Annotated in this window: 16 protein-coding genes and 1 riboswitch; of the genes, 3 read left to right on the plus strand and 13 right to left on the minus strand. The window is 37.8% G+C overall.

Annotated elements, in window-relative coordinates; all coding sequences use genetic code 11:
* Positions 1 to 12: 12 nt before the first annotated feature.
* Positions 13 to 765 (minus strand): type I methionyl aminopeptidase, encoded by a 753-nt coding sequence (gene map, locus F0527_RS12850; RefSeq protein ID WP_066789765.1) that lies wholly within the window; start codon positions 763 to 765, stop codon positions 13 to 15.
* Positions 766 to 948: 183 nt separating this feature from the next.
* Positions 949 to 1,461 carry a DUF2179 domain-containing protein gene (locus F0527_RS12855; protein WP_147197348.1) on the minus strand — a complete coding sequence of 171 codons (513 nt, stop codon included), beginning with the start codon at positions 1,459 to 1,461 and terminating at the stop codon, positions 949 to 951.
* Between the two features lie 238 nt (positions 1,462 to 1,699).
* Here F0527_RS12855 and F0527_RS12860 point away from each other — a divergent pair, with 238 nt between their 5' ends.
* Positions 1,700 to 2,410: a nucleotidyltransferase domain-containing protein gene (locus tag F0527_RS12860; protein ID WP_150285166.1), complete on the plus strand. Its 711-nt coding sequence runs from the start codon at positions 1,700 to 1,702 to the stop codon at positions 2,408 to 2,410.
* 86 nt (positions 2,411 to 2,496) lie between these two features.
* Here F0527_RS12860 and thiT read toward each other — a convergent pair whose 3' ends face one another.
* Entirely contained in the window at positions 2,497 to 3,060 is a 564-nt protein-coding gene (thiT, locus tag F0527_RS12865) for an energy-coupled thiamine transporter ThiT (protein ID WP_150285167.1), read from the minus strand.
* A 124-nt stretch (positions 3,061 to 3,184) separates the two neighbouring features.
* Positions 3,185 to 3,291: riboswitch (TPP riboswitch) on the minus strand.
* Between the two features lie 126 nt (positions 3,292 to 3,417).
* Between thiT and F0527_RS12870 the strand changes: the two genes are divergently transcribed.
* Entirely contained in the window at positions 3,418 to 3,795 is a 378-nt protein-coding gene (locus F0527_RS12870; RefSeq protein WP_066789768.1) for a magnetosome magnetite crystal formation protein family, read from the plus strand.
* A gap of 271 nt (positions 3,796 to 4,066) precedes the next feature.
* Here the strand turns inward: F0527_RS12870 and F0527_RS12875 are convergent, their stop codons facing one another.
* The 10 genes from F0527_RS12875 to F0527_RS12920 all read right to left on the minus strand — a co-directional run bounded on the left by F0527_RS12875 (position 4,067) and on the right by F0527_RS12920 (position 14,858).
* Positions 4,067 to 5,296: an aminopeptidase gene (locus F0527_RS12875; protein WP_066789769.1), complete on the minus strand. Its 1,230-nt coding sequence runs from the start codon at positions 5,294 to 5,296 to the stop codon at positions 4,067 to 4,069.
* A gap of 1 nt (position 5,297) precedes the next feature.
* Positions 5,298 to 6,530, minus strand: a complete 1,233-nt coding sequence (locus F0527_RS12880) for a DEAD/DEAH box helicase (protein ID WP_150285168.1) — start codon at positions 6,528 to 6,530, stop codon at positions 5,298 to 5,300.
* 86 nt (positions 6,531 to 6,616) lie between these two features.
* Positions 6,617 to 7,318, minus strand: a complete 702-nt coding sequence (cuyB, locus tag F0527_RS12885) for a cysteate racemase (RefSeq protein WP_150285169.1) — start codon at positions 7,316 to 7,318, stop codon at positions 6,617 to 6,619.
* Positions 7,319 to 7,321: 3 nt separating this feature from the next.
* Positions 7,322 to 8,494: a carboxylate--amine ligase gene (locus tag F0527_RS12890; RefSeq protein WP_066791933.1), complete on the minus strand. Its 1,173-nt coding sequence runs from the start codon at positions 8,492 to 8,494 to the stop codon at positions 7,322 to 7,324.
* A gap of 129 nt (positions 8,495 to 8,623) precedes the next feature.
* Entirely contained in the window at positions 8,624 to 9,619 is a 996-nt protein-coding gene (locus F0527_RS12895; protein ID WP_190323481.1) for a C39 family peptidase, read from the minus strand.
* Between the two features lie 156 nt (positions 9,620 to 9,775).
* A complete protein-coding gene (gene asnB / locus F0527_RS12900; RefSeq protein ID WP_066789777.1) occupies positions 9,776 to 11,602 on the minus strand; it encodes an asparagine synthase (glutamine-hydrolyzing) in 1,827 nt (608 codons plus the stop codon).
* Positions 11,603 to 11,751: 149 nt separating this feature from the next.
* On the minus strand, positions 11,752 to 11,904 hold the full coding sequence (locus F0527_RS12905; RefSeq protein ID WP_084246948.1) for a Fur-regulated basic protein FbpA: 153 nt from the start codon (positions 11,902 to 11,904) through the stop codon (positions 11,752 to 11,754).
* Between the two features lie 56 nt (positions 11,905 to 11,960).
* Complete coding sequence (locus tag F0527_RS12910) at positions 11,961 to 12,515, minus strand: VanZ family protein (RefSeq protein ID WP_223823605.1); 555 nt, start codon at positions 12,513 to 12,515, stop codon at positions 11,961 to 11,963.
* Positions 12,516 to 12,700: 185 nt separating this feature from the next.
* Positions 12,701 to 14,449, minus strand: coding sequence for a protoglobin domain-containing protein (locus F0527_RS12915; RefSeq protein WP_150285170.1), 1,749 nt, complete (start codon positions 14,447 to 14,449; stop codon positions 12,701 to 12,703).
* Between the two features lie 220 nt (positions 14,450 to 14,669).
* Positions 14,670 to 14,858, minus strand: a complete 189-nt coding sequence (locus tag F0527_RS12920) for a hypothetical protein (RefSeq protein WP_066789788.1) — start codon at positions 14,856 to 14,858, stop codon at positions 14,670 to 14,672.
* Between the two features lie 262 nt (positions 14,859 to 15,120).
* Between F0527_RS12920 and F0527_RS12925 the strand changes: the two genes are divergently transcribed.
* The gene (locus F0527_RS12925; RefSeq protein WP_150285171.1) at positions 15,121 to 15,651 is read left to right on the plus strand and encodes an AAA family ATPase; all 531 of its coding nucleotides are present in this window, start codon (positions 15,121 to 15,123) and stop codon (positions 15,649 to 15,651) included.
* The last annotated feature ends 194 nt before the right edge of the window (positions 15,652 to 15,845 follow it).

Here is a 15,845-nt window from a genome sequence, read left to right on the forward strand (position 1 = left end):
GGGCTTTGTTTTTTAATCTAACTTTGTTGTAATAATAGGCTCTCCATTAGTGACAATAATGGTATGTTCAAGCTGAGCAACAAGAGATTTGTCTGGCGTTACAAATGTCCAGCCATCACCTGCTTCAACAATATGCTCCGCTTTTTGTGAGATAAATGGTTCTACAGCTAAAACCATACCTTCTTTCAACATTGTACGTTCCCAAGCATCAAAATAGTTAAGAACATGTTGTGGCTCTTCATGAAGAGAGCGCCCAATTCCATGTCCTGTCAGATTCATGATGACGTTTAAGCCGTGATCACGCGCCTCACGCTCTACTGCTTTGCCGATTTGGTTTAGTTTAGAACCTGCTTTAACTTTCGTCATAGCACGGTCGAATGCACTTGATGCTACATCACAGATTTTTTGGATATCTGCATTATCCACATCTCCTACGATGAACGAAATGCCGGTATCTGCATAATAACCATCCACATGTCCAGACACATCAATGTTAATCAAGTCGCCAGCTTTTAATTTATAATTGTTCGGGATGCCGTGTGCTACTTGTTCATTGACACTTAAGCATGTGTATCCTGGAAAATCATACTCTGCTTTCGGTCCAGAAACCGCACCTTTCTCGTCAAATAGCTTTCCAGCCAAATCATCCAATTCTTTAGTCGTTACGCCTGGCTTAGCCGCTTCTTTTAAAGCCTCACGAATTTCAGCCATAGCACGGCCAGCTTTCATCAAAGCATCTATTTCTTCTTGCGTTTTTGCAATCATGTAAAACGATCCCTTCTGATTAATCTCGCTATTTAACTATACCACAAAATTCTGTGATGAAGTGAAACCCGGCTCATTGGAGGTTTCTCCATTCCCCCTCATAACCTGCTAACCAAACAGCTTCTTAGAATTTGAAAATGCGAGGTAAATTAATTGTACTTTCCTAAATTAACATATGCGTTTCTATAAAAATAAGTGCTTGCGCTTTAAGAAAAAGCCGCCGTTCAAAATATTCGGTTCATAGGAAACAACAAAAGCAGATGGCGCTATTTTCGTAATGCAATCTCGGAAATACCTTTCCTCTTTTCTCTTGGCAATCACTTTCAAACAGAGACGTTCACCATCTTTACCATTACCAATCCAGGCTGTGACGCCAAAGCCCTCATCCCTCAATTTGCTAACCAACCCCTGCTGTTCTCTGTCAACAATCACGTCAAAGATCATATAACCAAGAGCGAGTTTGCTTTCAATGAGACCACCAGAATAAACGCCTAATCCCCACCCTACGCAATAAGCTAATATATTGAGCGGACGGTCTAAGTTATCCAGCACAATCTTCAACCCCATCAAATAGATAAAGACCTCAGCCACAGACATCAGTGATGCTACAATTCGATATCCTTTTATCACAAGAATCATCCGCAATGTTACCAGTGTCATATACACTATATTGATAATAATAATTAATAAAAGCATCTCCAACAGATTCACCCCGCAATCAATTATTAGTATGTAGATTTATTACAATCCATACCCAGTCATGAAACTAAAAAAACGAATTGAGCTCCGTTACGATTCGCATATTAGCAGACTATATTAAAGAAGATTGGAATAAATACGATAAAATTGTTATAGAATTTTCAGGTAATCAAATCTTATAAACTTTTAGCTTCTGCCGAAGAAGATACCTTAAAAGAAGAAGGGTGGAAATTATATGAAAAATAGACTTGATCCAATAGAAGCAGCCTTACAGTTTGTTGAAAAACATTTTCATGATTGTCAGGGAGCTATCTTAGCTGGGAGTGTTGTTCGAGGTCAGGCAACTGAAACTTCTGATTTAGACATCATCATATTTGACAAAAGTTTTCGATTTTCTTATCGAGAATCCCTTATTGAATTTGGATGGAATATTGAACTGTTTGTTCATAATTTGAAGTCTTATCGTTTCTTTTTTGTAAGTGACTGTAAAGAAGGAAGGCCTACAATGCCAAGGATGGTAAGTGAGGGCAAAATTATAAAAGATACAGGAGTATTATCGGCTATTAGAAAGGAAGCCAAAGACTTAATAGAACAAGGGCCAGAAGATTGGACAAAAGAAACAATAGATATAAAGCGATATTTTGTTACGGATGTGTTAGACGATTTAATCGGTTGTCAAAATAGAGCTGAAGGCATTTTTATTGCGAGCACACTCAGCGAATTAGTTAGTGAGTTCATCCTTCGAAGTAATGGCAAATGGATTGGGACATCAAAATGGGTTTTTCGTTCATTAGTTCATCATGACCAAAAACTTGCAAACGAATTTGTTGAAGCATTCGACGCATATTATAAATCAAATGATATTGGTAAGATTGTATGCCTGACTGATCAAGTCCTGCAACCATTTGGTGGAAGATTATTTGAAGGATTTTCTTTAGGAAAATAACCTAATAAAAAAAAACGCTCAGAATGTATCTGAGCGTTTGTTCTTGTATTGCTAATACCATGTCGAATTCTTAATTTAATTAGCAGTTAATTATTCGGATTAGCTATTCGTGGCGCAGATTTAAAGAGCAGCGCAACGACAATAATCGTTAAAATAATAGCAGGAATCATATAAGAGCCGTTGTACACAATAGAGTACCAATATACATTTTGCTTCCCTGCATATTCAGCAAAGAACACGACTCCTGCCAAAGTATGTGCTGCATATTTTAATAATCCGCCAATAAATGTTCCGATTGTTATAGCAACGATCATTTTGCCTGTTTGGCCACGTCGGTTGGCAGCAATCATCATTCCTCGCATCACACCAGCTAAGCCTACAGCAGTAAATGCAAAGAAATAATCGATGAAGCCTTGCAAAGGCGTTAACACATAGGCGCCCCCTATTAACACTTGCAATCCGCCAATTAATAGCCCTGTAACGAGTCCAGCCATTGTCCCCCAACGAAATGCCATCAGTACAATCGGAACCATTACAAGGCTAATAGAACCGCCCTGTGGCCATAGACTAAAGGACAGCTTATCCAGTACAAATCCGATCGCTGCAAATATGGCGATTTCAATCATCATTAATAAACGTTTTTTATTCAATATACTTCCTCCCGTATTTCGATGCAGCCCACTCTTGCCTAAAGCGTATTCCCGTAAACAAGTATTCCAGAAGATTTCCACCCAAATAAAAACCGACATTAGGATAGCCCTAACATCGAAATAAGTCGGTCTCTATCCACATTCCTACGCAAGCATTAACTTACAGGTTCAAAGGGTTAGAATTTCGGATTCACTCTCAGCCGCCCATTTGCGGCTCCCCTCGTGGTCGATACATCAGTATTTAATTGAACACATTTATTGTACTTGATTTGATTTTAAATTGCCATGGTAATTTTCATCTTTCTGAATCTTTCAGTGAGCCCTGTGCGTATGTATAGATATATGGAGGTGTCAAAATTGGAATTGGAAAACAATAATAACCGTGTAATCTCTTCTTTGTGTTATTTTAGTATATTTTTTGCTGGATTTATCTTGCCCGTCATCGTGTATTTTGCTGTAAAGGAACAAGAAGTGAAAAGGCACGCTAAGCGCGCTTTACTCTCTCACCTTCTTCTTCTGGTCCCTACCATTATTGGCGTCATTATATTTATGGCTGTGGTGGCTGGAGCCGGTTTTTACAGTTATTCATTTGAAACAGGGAGCCCAGATGCATCGTCCAATGATGGTATGTGGATTATGGGAGCATGGCTCATCTTTATTGTTGTAGAAGCTATCCTTTCGCTAGGCGTGTTCATTTGGAATATTGTACAAGGAATTAAAGTACTCAAAGTTTAAAATACTGATAATATGGCTATTAGTTAAATATACACAAGCTCATCAATGAATGGAGTGCTACTATATGCAATTACGAAAAGTAATAAAAACTGTAATCAAAATCGCACCAGTTGTTTATCCAATCATCTTAAAAGTGATTGATGCAAGACATGATAAAAAAGCAATGAAAAAATAATCACTAAAAACGCCGTATTCCCTGTGGAATACGGCGTTTTTTTATATGAACTTTATGTTGAGATTAAAAGGTATAGCAACACCTAAGCATGACTACTTAAAATGCCCAGCTGCCATTGCGGAAAATAGGCTCAACTGTGCCATCTGCTAGAACGCCGTCGATATCCATTTCTCCGCTACCAATCATGAAGTCTTCATGAGTAATTGATGTATTAATACCTTTTTCTTCGAGCTCCTCTTTTGTCAGGCTGCTTCCACCTTCATAGCATGTCGGATAAGCTTCACCAATCGCCAGGTGGTTAGAGGCATTTTCATCGAAAAGCGTATTATAGTACAGAATATTTGATGCAGAGATAGGCGACTCATGTGGTACAAGAGCAACTTCGCCAAGGTACTTAGAACCTTCATCCGCTTTGACTAATTCTTGCAGCAAATCATGACCAACCTCTGCTTCAGCTTTTACAATCTTTCCACCTTCGAATGTCAGCTTAAATTGATCGATAACATTACCTTGGAAAACAAGCGGTTTTGTATTCGATACAAAGCCGTTCACCCCGTATTTTGATGGCATTGTGTACACTTCTTCTGTTGGCATATTTGCTACAAACGAGGAACCAGCAGGTGTATGGCTCGCACCTGTGCACCAAATATGCTTATCTGGCAATTCAATTGTTAAATCAGTGCCAGGCGCTTTATAATGCAGCTTTTGATAACGTTTTGCGTTTAAAAGATCTGCTCTCGCATCTAGGTTTTTCAAATGTTGTTCCCAGTTGTCTACAGCATTTCCTTCACCAATATGAACCGTTTTGAAGATCGCTTCCCATAATGCTGGCAGCTGCTCTTCTTCTTTTAAATCAGAGAATACTTTTGCAGCCCATTTCTTCGATGGTACAGCAATAATAGACCACGCAATCTTGTCGTTCATCACTGCATCGCGATAGTTTTCAAGTGCTTTGCCTGATGCTTTTTGCTGTGCGGATAGTTTTTCAACTGGCACCCCTGTAAGGTTATCCGGATCTTGTGCATCAATCCACAAAAGAGCACCCCCACGCTCAATCAACTCATCTCGTTGTTCACTGATCCAGCGTGGAAATTTAGCAAATTCATCAGCTGGTGCATTGTCGTAAAAAGCGCGGTCAATCACATCATCTGAAAAATTAACCGTTACGCGTGCAGCCCCTGCTTCATACGCTTTTTTTGCCACTAATCTTGTAAATTCAACTGTCTCTGTTGTTGTATTGATTAACATGGTTTGACCCTTTTGTATATTTGCGCCCACTCTTACTGCAAGCTCAGCAAATTGTTCTAGCTTCTCTTCAAACGTCATATTATTTCCCTCTTTTCTTTGCGTGATAAGGTTTCTTCCCATCGCCCTTGTTTTTTCTGTTTGCATTTGTACCATTCGTTGAATAGCGTTTATTCCCTTTGTTAGGTTTGGCTTCTGCCTTTCCCTCTTTTAATTGGCCATTTGACCAATTTTTCTCAACTGGCTCAATTTCTAATTCTCTCATGCGTTTTAGATATGCTTGTTCTTCATGATGTGCAAGTAATGTAAGTACTTCCCCGCTATTGCCAGCTCTTCCTGTTCTGCCTGAACGGTGGATATATTGCTCTTTTGTGAATGGCACGTTGACATGAATAACATGTGTTAGCCCCTCTATATCTAAGCCCCTTGCCGCAATATCTGTAGCGAGAAGGACGCGCGCATCACCCTTGCGGAAACGTTCAATCGCTGATTTTCTTTCCTCTTTTTTCATCTCAGAATGCAAGGCTACAATCGGCGCATTGCGAAAACCTAGCTTTGATTCTTTCATCATCACTTGGTCTAAGTTATTGATAAAAGCTAGTCCACGCAACCCTGAAAGGTTTGACAGCTTTCGCAATAGTTCTGTCTTATCTCGTTCCTCTATTTTTATGAAGGAATGTTCGACCTTACCGCTTGCTGGAACCTCTGCTGCTGCTATTTTGATTCGTACCGGATCATGAAGCATTCTATTCGCCACAAGCTCAATTTCTTCTGTTACCGTTGCAGACACCACAGCTACTTGTCGGCCATGAGCTGCTCCATCTATAAAGCCTTTTACGATAACACGATAATCCCGACTTAATAGTTGGTCCCCTTCATCTAAAACAATCATGTTAATTTCATGCAGTTTTAGTTTTTTACTTGTAATAAGTTCATTTAAACGTCCTGGCGTTCCTACAACTATCGTTGGCTTTTTCTTTAACTTTTCAATTTGGCGTTGTGGATTTGCACCGCCAATCAAAGGGACTACAGTAATATTTGTGCCAGTAATCCATGTACGGATCACCTCTACGATTTGCATGCACAACTCTTGCGATGGAGCTACAATAAGGGCTTGAGTTGCCTTTTTAGCACCATCTACCTTTTGTAAAATCGGCAACAGATACGCTAACGTTTTACCTGTTCCTGTAGGAGACTCAGCTACTACATCTTTTCCCTCCAAAAATGCTTCTACCATCTGCTCTTGAATGGGCATTGTAGATGGAAACTTCCATTTTTGCTGTAAATCTTCATTTAATAAATCTAAAAATGCCATAATGCCTGCACCTTCTTTCTTTTTCTAATGTATGTAACGCCCGCCTCTGTAGACGGGCCCTTTAAATTCCTAAGAAAAGTTTTATACTAATCGGCTAACTCATAGCCGCAGCTTTCGATTGCACGCTCTGCAAGCACGACAAGCGCATCGATATATCGATTATCAAGCGCTAAAGAACGGTTTACAACTGACAGCTCTGTACATCCTAGAATGATATAATCACAAGCTGCTTTCTTCATCTCATCCTCGATTGGCTGCCAAACTGATTTTGATATCATTTTGCCTGCCTTCACATGATCGTAGATAATAGACATCAAGCGCTTTTGCAATTTTCCATCTGGAACAACCGGTTCAAGACCTTCTTGAACTAAAGCTTCTTGATATAAGTTTGATGAAAGTGTTCCTGTTGTAGCAAGAATCCCCACACGTTTTGCTTGAAGCTGCTTTGCCTTTTTAGCTGTCTCCCGGATCATATGCAAAATCGGTACCTTTGTTTCCTTTTGCAATTCATCGTAAAAGTAGTGTGCTGTGTTGCAAGGAATAACAATTCGTTCCGCTCCGGCATTCACTAGTTTTTGTGCATCTTCCGCCATAAAAGGAAGCGGGCTAGCCTGTGTCTGATCAAGGATAAATGCTGTCCGGTCTGGAATACGCGTATCATTATCGATAATAAAGTGCATATGCTCTTGGTCGCTAAACGCCTTTGTTCTTCTTACAATGGTTTCTCCGAGTAGCATCGTTGCAAGCGGCCCAACCCCGCCAATAATCCCCAGTACTAACTTGTCCATTTCTTATGACAAACCTTTTTTGTTAAAGTATTTTTTGTACTTGCGATAGTAATTCAGACTGTTCAGCGTTAGTTTGATCCAACGTTTCCAGTTCATGTCCTCTTTGTAGAACAGCGAGTTGGTTGATTTGCCCTCTTGGATTAGCTTACGCGCTTTTGCTTTAAGCTCTTTATTTTCTGCATATTTGAACAGTACGCCATTCGGAATAATGGTCCAAAGATGCTCATTTTGCGCATATGTGCACTCTTGTTCAAGATGCAGCATTCGGTCATCTGCTACATATTGCATTAAGTTGTAGCCAGCAGCAGTCACATAGTAGCTGCTTCGTCCGTTACGTAAATTGATTTCAAATAATTTATATTTGCCGTCACGCTCATCATACTTCATATCAAAGTTGGCAATACCAGTAAAGCCGATATCCTCTAAGAAATAACGCACTTGGTCAAGAAGCTCTTTATCATATGTCGAAATGATTGCTGCATAGCTTCCGATTCCTTCTGGTGTATGCTCTTCTAAAATTGGATTTCCTAAACACATTAATTTTACTTTGCCGTCTGTTGCAACATAAGCATTTAATACACGCATATAGGAATCATCACCTGGAATGTATTCTTGGATGATTAAATGATCTTTATACGACGAACTGTATATCGCTTTTAAAATCGCATCTTTTTCCGCTTCATCCTGTGCTAAGAATACTTTCTTCTTACCCGGGAATTCGCAAGCCCAATATGCGACTGAGTTTGAAGCCTTGATAATAATGGGGTAGTTGAATTTCACTTCAAAGTTTTCATGCGTTTCATATGTGCATGTATCTGTTTTTGGATAACTAAATTGATATTGATCGCATATTTTATAAAAGTTTTCTTTTAATAAAATACGATCCATCAACGCTTCATCAATATATGGAACGGTAAAATGCTCCTCTAGGGCCGGTTTATTTTTAATAATAAGTTTGACATAGTCATCGCCGCATCCCATAAGAAGCAATTTTTGGTCTCTATATTCTTTTGCAATTTTCTTCATCTCTTCTAGGAAGTTCTCTTTTAGATTTGGAACTTGTCTGAAATGGAGTATACGGCTATTTTGTGTTGCTGTTAAATGTGCTCGGCCGACCACAATGGGCTTAATGCCGTACGCTTCATAGAATGAGCGAGCCATGCCATAGGCGTTCATATCTGAGCCGATTAATATAGGTAAAAATGGTTGTTTTGCCAACGCTGATCATCTCACTTAATTTCTTATTTTAATGCCATTAGTGTACCATATTTTCATTTATATCACGAATATACGAATAGATTTGCTTTAGTGTTTCTTAAGAGCTATTGCTTGCTTGCCTAAGTCTTTATAACTTGCAAAAAACTTGGACGCGGAATGTGATACATAACCGTGCAATGGGTCCATTACAATGACTTTTCCATCATCATAACCTGTAAGCACCACAACATGCAGATTACGATACATGGACATTTTTTTCATGGTCCCCTCGATATACCAGCCTTCCTTTGTTTGTGGCTTTGTTAAATCGAGTGTTACCCACATCATGACAGGGATACCCTGTTTGACAGTACTAATAATCTTCTGCTTGCTTGCGCCTGTGAGGTTTTGTACCTGAATATCTGCATGATAATCCTTCGATACTTTCTTCGCTGCTTTTTCAATTACTTTAGCAAACGCATAGGTACCTGTATTCACATTAGCTGGATCACCAGCATATGCTTTTGCCGGGTCTGGGCCTATTCGTTTGCCGTCACGATTAATTAATGGCTGTGTAGGCAAGTACTTGCGAGCCATCTTAATTTTAGACAAGTTTAAACCATAATAATTGAATGCTGCGGTCATTGCAGTTATTTCACATCCGTGGGGAAGCTCAGGTTTTTGTAGAACAACAGGCACGTCCATTGCTTTATCTTCTTGATTGTAGGTTTCCAGTACCACATAAGTTGTATCATCTTTAATCTTAATCACTTTCGAGACATTCGCTGTTTCTTCGTTCTTAAAATCTTCATGTGAGGGGATGAACAAATACCTGCGATTCCTCTCCAAATGTAACGTCAATTCGCCTTCACTGTTCCCAATTGCAGTGGTAATTAATTTGTCTGTATCTAAGTCACGAACGATTACCTTTGTATTGGGTATGGGTTCTCTGCTCCCAAAGGCGACGGTTAACACTTTTATGCCCTCATCCTGCTCTCCCTCTTTTGCTGGAAATACACTGCTGCAACCGCTCAGATAAACGGAAAAAAGCAATATAAAGCAAAAGAGGAGCACATGCCGAGGCATTATACTTCTCTTTAACATGCATAACATCCTTTTATATCCCGGATAACAGGCATCAGGGACCGACCCCTACCATTTAAGCTAATGATAAGGGTCGGTGAATTGTTGCCTGTATGCCCAACTGGAACACTCAATCAGGTACACTGATTAGATTGCAATTTATAGGGAAAGGGAATATTAGCCAAAATATTTGTTGTACCATACTAGGAACATATAGATTGTCCATACTTTACGTTGGTTTTTCGCTTTTCCTTCGTAATGGTCTGTTAATAATTGAACGATTGCTTGTTGATCAAAGAATTGTGCTGCAACTGGCGATTCAAAAGCCTCTTTAATTTTGTTGAAGTATTTGTCTTCTTGCAGCCAAAGTCTGATAGGAACAGGGAACCCGATTTTTTTGCGGTTTGCCCATTCTGATGGTAATGCACGTTCTGAAGCTTTACGGAAAGCAAATTTTGTATCTTGTTCATTGACACGGTAGCGTGATGGCACCTTAGATGCTACTTTCATAACTTCACGGTCAAGGAATGGTACACGCAATTCAATAGAATGCGCCATACTCATTTTATCTGCTTTCAATAAAATGTCGTCTACTAACCATAAATTCAAATCTAGCAATTGTTTTTTCGTTAAATCATCTTCACCTGCAGCTTTTTTGTAAACAGGCATTACTAAGTCTTCTACAGTAGGTGCATGATTGTAACGATCTGCCAATATCTCAGTCGCTTCTTTTTCTTCAAAGATATGCGCTTGTCCAATAAATGTTTGTTCTACTGGTAGACCACCGCGCATTAAGAAGTGTTTGCCTCTAAGTTCAGGCAAAACTTTAGCTACTTCTGCGATTGGACGACGAATTAATTGAGGTATTTTTTTATATTTTCGCATAGAAGGTGTTTCATCATACTCTGCATAACCACCGAATAATTCATCTGCACCTTCCCCAGACAATACAACTGTCACGTGTTTACGTGCTAATTCTGCTAAGAAATAAAGTGGAACGATAGACGGATTAGAATGTGGTTCATCCATCATATATTGAATTTCATCTAATTTATTGAAGCAAACTTCAGGATCAAGTACTTCATTAATATTTTCGATACCTAATTCAGTTGATAATTCTTTTGCATTGTCAATTTCAGAGAAGTTTTGTGCGCTGAAACCAACTGAGAAAGTTTTATCCGGTTTTAAAACAGAAGCTACATAGCTTGAGTCAACACCAGATGATAAGAATGAACCCACTTGAACATTTGGATCTGAAAATTCATGTGCTTTAATAGAGTCGCGGACAGTGTCATCGATCTCATCGACAATCTCATCAAGAGGGCGTTCTTCCGGATGGAATTTTGGCTCCCAATAACGTGTCACTTCTAATTTGCCATCTTCAAAAGTCAAATAATGAGCTGCTGGCAATTTGAATACACCTTTAAAGAAAGTTTCGTTCAATACAGGGAATTGGAATGTTAAATAAGGTTTTAATGCTTTTTCATTCAATGTTTTCTCAAAATGCGGATGTGGCAAGAAACTCTTAATTTCAGAGCCAAATAATAGCGTTCCATTCATATGTGCATAATAGAAAGGTTTAATACCGAACATATCACGTGCAGCGAATAAGCGCTTTTTATTGCGATCCCAGATCACAAAAGCAAACATACCACGTAGCTTTTGGACAAGTTTAGGGCCGTATTCTTCATATCCATGGATCAATACTTCACTATCTGTATCCGTTTTAAACGTATGGCCACAAGCAAGAAGATCTTCTCTAATTTCTTGGAAGTTATAGATTTCACCATTAAAAATTAATACTAATGATTGGTCTTCATTATAAAGCGGTTGGCTACCGTGCTCTACATCGATAATACTAAGACGACGGAACCCAAGAGCTGCTAGTCCATCTGTAAAGTCTCCCGCCGAGTCCGGGCCGCGGTGTATAATTTGGTTCATCATATTTTCTAGTACAAGGCCAGGGTTTGAAACCTCACCGATAAATCCTGTAAATCCACACATATTAAATATCTCCTATCTATATCAATTCACTTTAATTCATGTTTTAGCCAATGTCATTGACAACTTTCGACATCTCTTGATTATACTCTATTTTTCCATTTATATGTACCCTTACATACCGAAAAAGATTGCCACTGAGTAGCAATCCGTTAATTTGTCCGTTTTTTATATTCTTTCTTCAATACTTCCAATGAAACTTGGTAAAGTTGCAGATCTTGCAGCTTGAATACACCAAGCTTCATTAGGTTATCTATTAGATCATCTTTTTTTTGTTCTTCTTCGATTGTTGATTGCTTGTTCATGCTGTATCTCCTCTTAACATTAATGCCATTTAAACTTTCCCCATCTTGAAGTTTATTTAAACTCTTCTTTTGAATTTTTCTTTCAGCCAAGGCATTCTTTTTACTAGTTGGTGATAAACCAGAAAACCCAATAGAGCGCCTAACGTATTAAGCCATAAATCATCAACATCTGTGCTTCGGTACTGGGGAAGTTGCATCGTTTCAATAAAAAGGGATAAACAAAATCCGACGATCAATAAATAGAAGAATTTTTCCATTTTCCGCCATAACATTGGAAGAAGAAATCCAATGGGCATAAAAATAGCGATATTCCCGAGAAAGTTAATAAAAAACGGTTGCCATAAACCTAAATAATGTATGGCGTTATATACATCTGTGAATACACGAAACAAATGGAGGTTGATTCCTAAAGAATCGGTATCCGTGATTCGCTTTTCCGCATAGCTAAAGCTAACGCCATTTTTAGGGATTATGGTTTCATAAAACAAGCCCACTAAATAAATCCCAAAAATAATTACTCCTGCTTCACGAAGCGGATTACGTTGAGAGGCCTTTTGTTTTCTTTTCATCCGTAAACGAATGAAAATAACAAAGGGTACAGCAATCATCATAACAATTAGCATATCAAGTGTGTATTGAAGTATATAAGACAACTTCTTCACTCATTTCTCTCTATCTAACAGGACAAATTATATAACATTAGGTTGCGTGCTCACCATAAATATCTCTAATAAAGTTGGATTTTTAAGAAAGATAGAACTACTTCCCTACGTTACAGCACTAACTTCCTACTATTTTATTTTGTTAGATATGGGGCTTTTCTTGAAAGAATTACCTCTTTAAGTGTTTCTAATTTTTCAATCACAGTTTGTGAGCAAGCTTCCAATTCAGCTAAATATTTTTCTGCAAGTTGATTCTTATCAGCGTTATAAGCATTTATGGCCAATTTTGCGATTTCATGTACCTGTTCATGTGGTACTTTTAATTCCTTAAATGCAGGTTCATCTCCAAGCAATTCTCTGCCCATTCCATCATACCATTCTCCAAGCCGTGATTCTTTGTGCGTTCCAATATCCTCGGCGCTCAATTGTTCAAAACCGCTAAGTAGATTGTAGATGCGCCAACGCCAGAGCAGATGATCAGTAATAGCCAATGATATCACATCTTCCTGACTGATAATAAAATTCTTTGAAATGGTATTTGTACGGTAATCTATAATCATTTTGCTAAGTGTATAAATAATTTCTCCCGTTGTATGGGATAATTCTTTGCTTTTGACAGCATGCTCAGCAATATTGCGTATCCTGTCTACGATTTCATTAGCAGCGGTAGCTTGCTGCTTAGAGGCTGAAGCGACATCTTCGATATTTTCACCTTGATCTTGTAGGTTTTCATTCAAAGCAGCTAATGTCTTTGTAATGCCTGTTGCTTCAAGGGAGCCAATATGTAAATCTTCTGCTGATTTAGTTGTTAATTCATTAATCTTTTTTGTAGTAATTAAGAGCTTTTGAATGTCTTCATGCACAGACTTAACAGAGGTCTTTGTATGATCTGCCAGTTTTCTTACTTCCTCTGCTACAATGGCAAAACCTTTACCAGCCTCTCCTGCTCTTGCGGCTTCAATCGATGCATTTAATGCAAGTAGGTTTGTCTGTTCCGCTAGGTCTTGAATAAATTTTACCAGCTGAGAGACATTATTGACTGTACTAACCAAATCTGAGACATGTTCATTAACGCTTCCTTGATCTTCATCTGTTACTGCCAGCAACTCTTGTACTGATTGTAACGAGCTAATACCTTTATTCAATTCCTTCAATGCTGTTTGCGTGTCATAGGTGATGTGTTGGATAGATGAAGATGCTTCTTCTATACCCGCTTCTAATTGTTCCATCGCTTCATTTACAACCATGACGTCTTGCATTTGAATTTCTTGAAAATCCCTCAAATCCTTAATCTGATCAAGCCTAGTATTATAGGAAATAATCTCGCCTAATCCATCTACAATAGAGTTTGCTTGTATTTCTATATAGGTCTCAACAATGATTTGCTGGTCTATACTTACCAACGTTTCATAAGCTAAAAGGACATCCATTGCCTTTTCAATGTCTCGGCTATACTTTTTAATAATCAGTGGAATAATCATTTGATTGATATAGGTATATGCTGAAATCATCCAATCTGGCAATACACCAATTTTCGCATGTGTATGCGCGATTTTACGGCGATCAAAAACATATTGTAAATCCAAGTCGTCCTGGAAAAGGCTACGGAAGTGCCGGTCAAAGGTTATTTTTAGACGATCAACATGTGAATACGTATCGATTATTTCTTTAAATTCCGGAATAGCCATTAAATGTTCATAGAAGCTCGTCAAGATCTTTTCGTGATGTTCAATATACAGGTCGCATAAGTCTTTTACCGCTTCTCTCCTAATAGAGGAAAGTCCCAAAAAATCAAGTTTGCGCTGAAATCTTTCATTGGCGACAAGATCGGTACCAGGTGTGGAAGAGAAATATTGATAGTGTTTTTTTAACTTTGGAAACATAAGATGATCCTCCTTCGTTTTCAGCAACACACCCTATATATTTATTCAAAAGCCACAAGAAATTATGTCTATAGGGAACGTATTTCCCTTATTATAATGGAGTTCCATCCACTTTAATACAACTTTATATCTATTTTTTTTACACTATTTTCATAGTGTTTTAGGTAACAATCATTAAAAAAGGGAGCCATTTTTAATGGCTCCCTACTTAAAATCATATTTATGATGCAAAAAACATAACTGTTGGAACAAAAGATAAAACAAAGAATAAAGCATACCAGCCAGAGACTCTTTTCAATGAAAAGCTACGTCTCTTTTTCTCTGCGTAAAACGCATCGAAGAATACTGCGCAAACCAACGGAATGCTCATGCAATATACGGCTATTAGGATAAGATCATTAAAATTCATTTTCGCATCCCCCTTTAATTTTTTAATTTAAACGTTCAATTGTGACAACTTTATGTCTATATAATACGCCAGTCGGACACAAAATGTCAACAATTCATTCACAAATTGGACAAATTTATTTTTCCCAGGACTTATTTATAGAATAAGTACCCAAAAACAGCAATTAAAACGCAAAAAAGCAGGCCTGCCTTAACTAAGGTTAGCATTCATTTTTATAAGTAATTATAATTTCATTAACAATAAAAAGTGAGGAGAAGGTGTAATGATTATTATGATAAACGGAGCATTTGGTGTGGGTAAGACCACTATTGCAAATACGCTTCAAAATGAAATTGAACATAGTATGATATATGACCCTGAAGAGATAGGTTATATGTTAAGAAATGTTATTCCTATTGATATAAAAAGAACAGAATCCACTACAGGAGACTTTCAAGATTTAGAATTATGGAAAGAGTTAACTGTTGATGTGGCAAAAAGGTTAATTACAAAATATAAGATCAATCTAATCGTGCCAATGACGATTAGGAAAATAGAATACTTTCATTTCATTTACAACGGATTTAAAAGTTTTGATGATCAAACCCATCACTTTTGCTTGAGTGCAAGTAAAGAGACAATTTACGAAAGGTTAAGGCTCCGTGGAGAGGAAGAAGGAAACTGGTGTTTTCAACAAACCGATAAATGTTTAGAAGCCTACAAACAATATGATTTTGGAGAGTATATAGATACTGAAAAGAATAGTATCATTGAAATCATTCAAGAAATAAAAGAAAAGTTAAACCTTTATTAAACTAAATTATTTCTAATTTACTAGTAATATGTTTATACATTATACATACAAATAATGTTCCAAATGAAAGTGTGAGAATCCTCATAATCCTGTATATACAGACAATTTATTAACCTGTATACCTACATTCTATTTATCATTCCTAGACTTAATGGCTTTATTCGAAAAACGATCTTCAACAATCTTAATCCAAT

This window comes from Rummeliibacillus sp. TYF-LIM-RU47, from assembly GCF_008638315.1.
In the GTDB taxonomy this organism is placed as follows: Bacteria; Bacillota; Bacilli; order Bacillales_A; family Planococcaceae; genus Rummeliibacillus; species Rummeliibacillus stabekisii.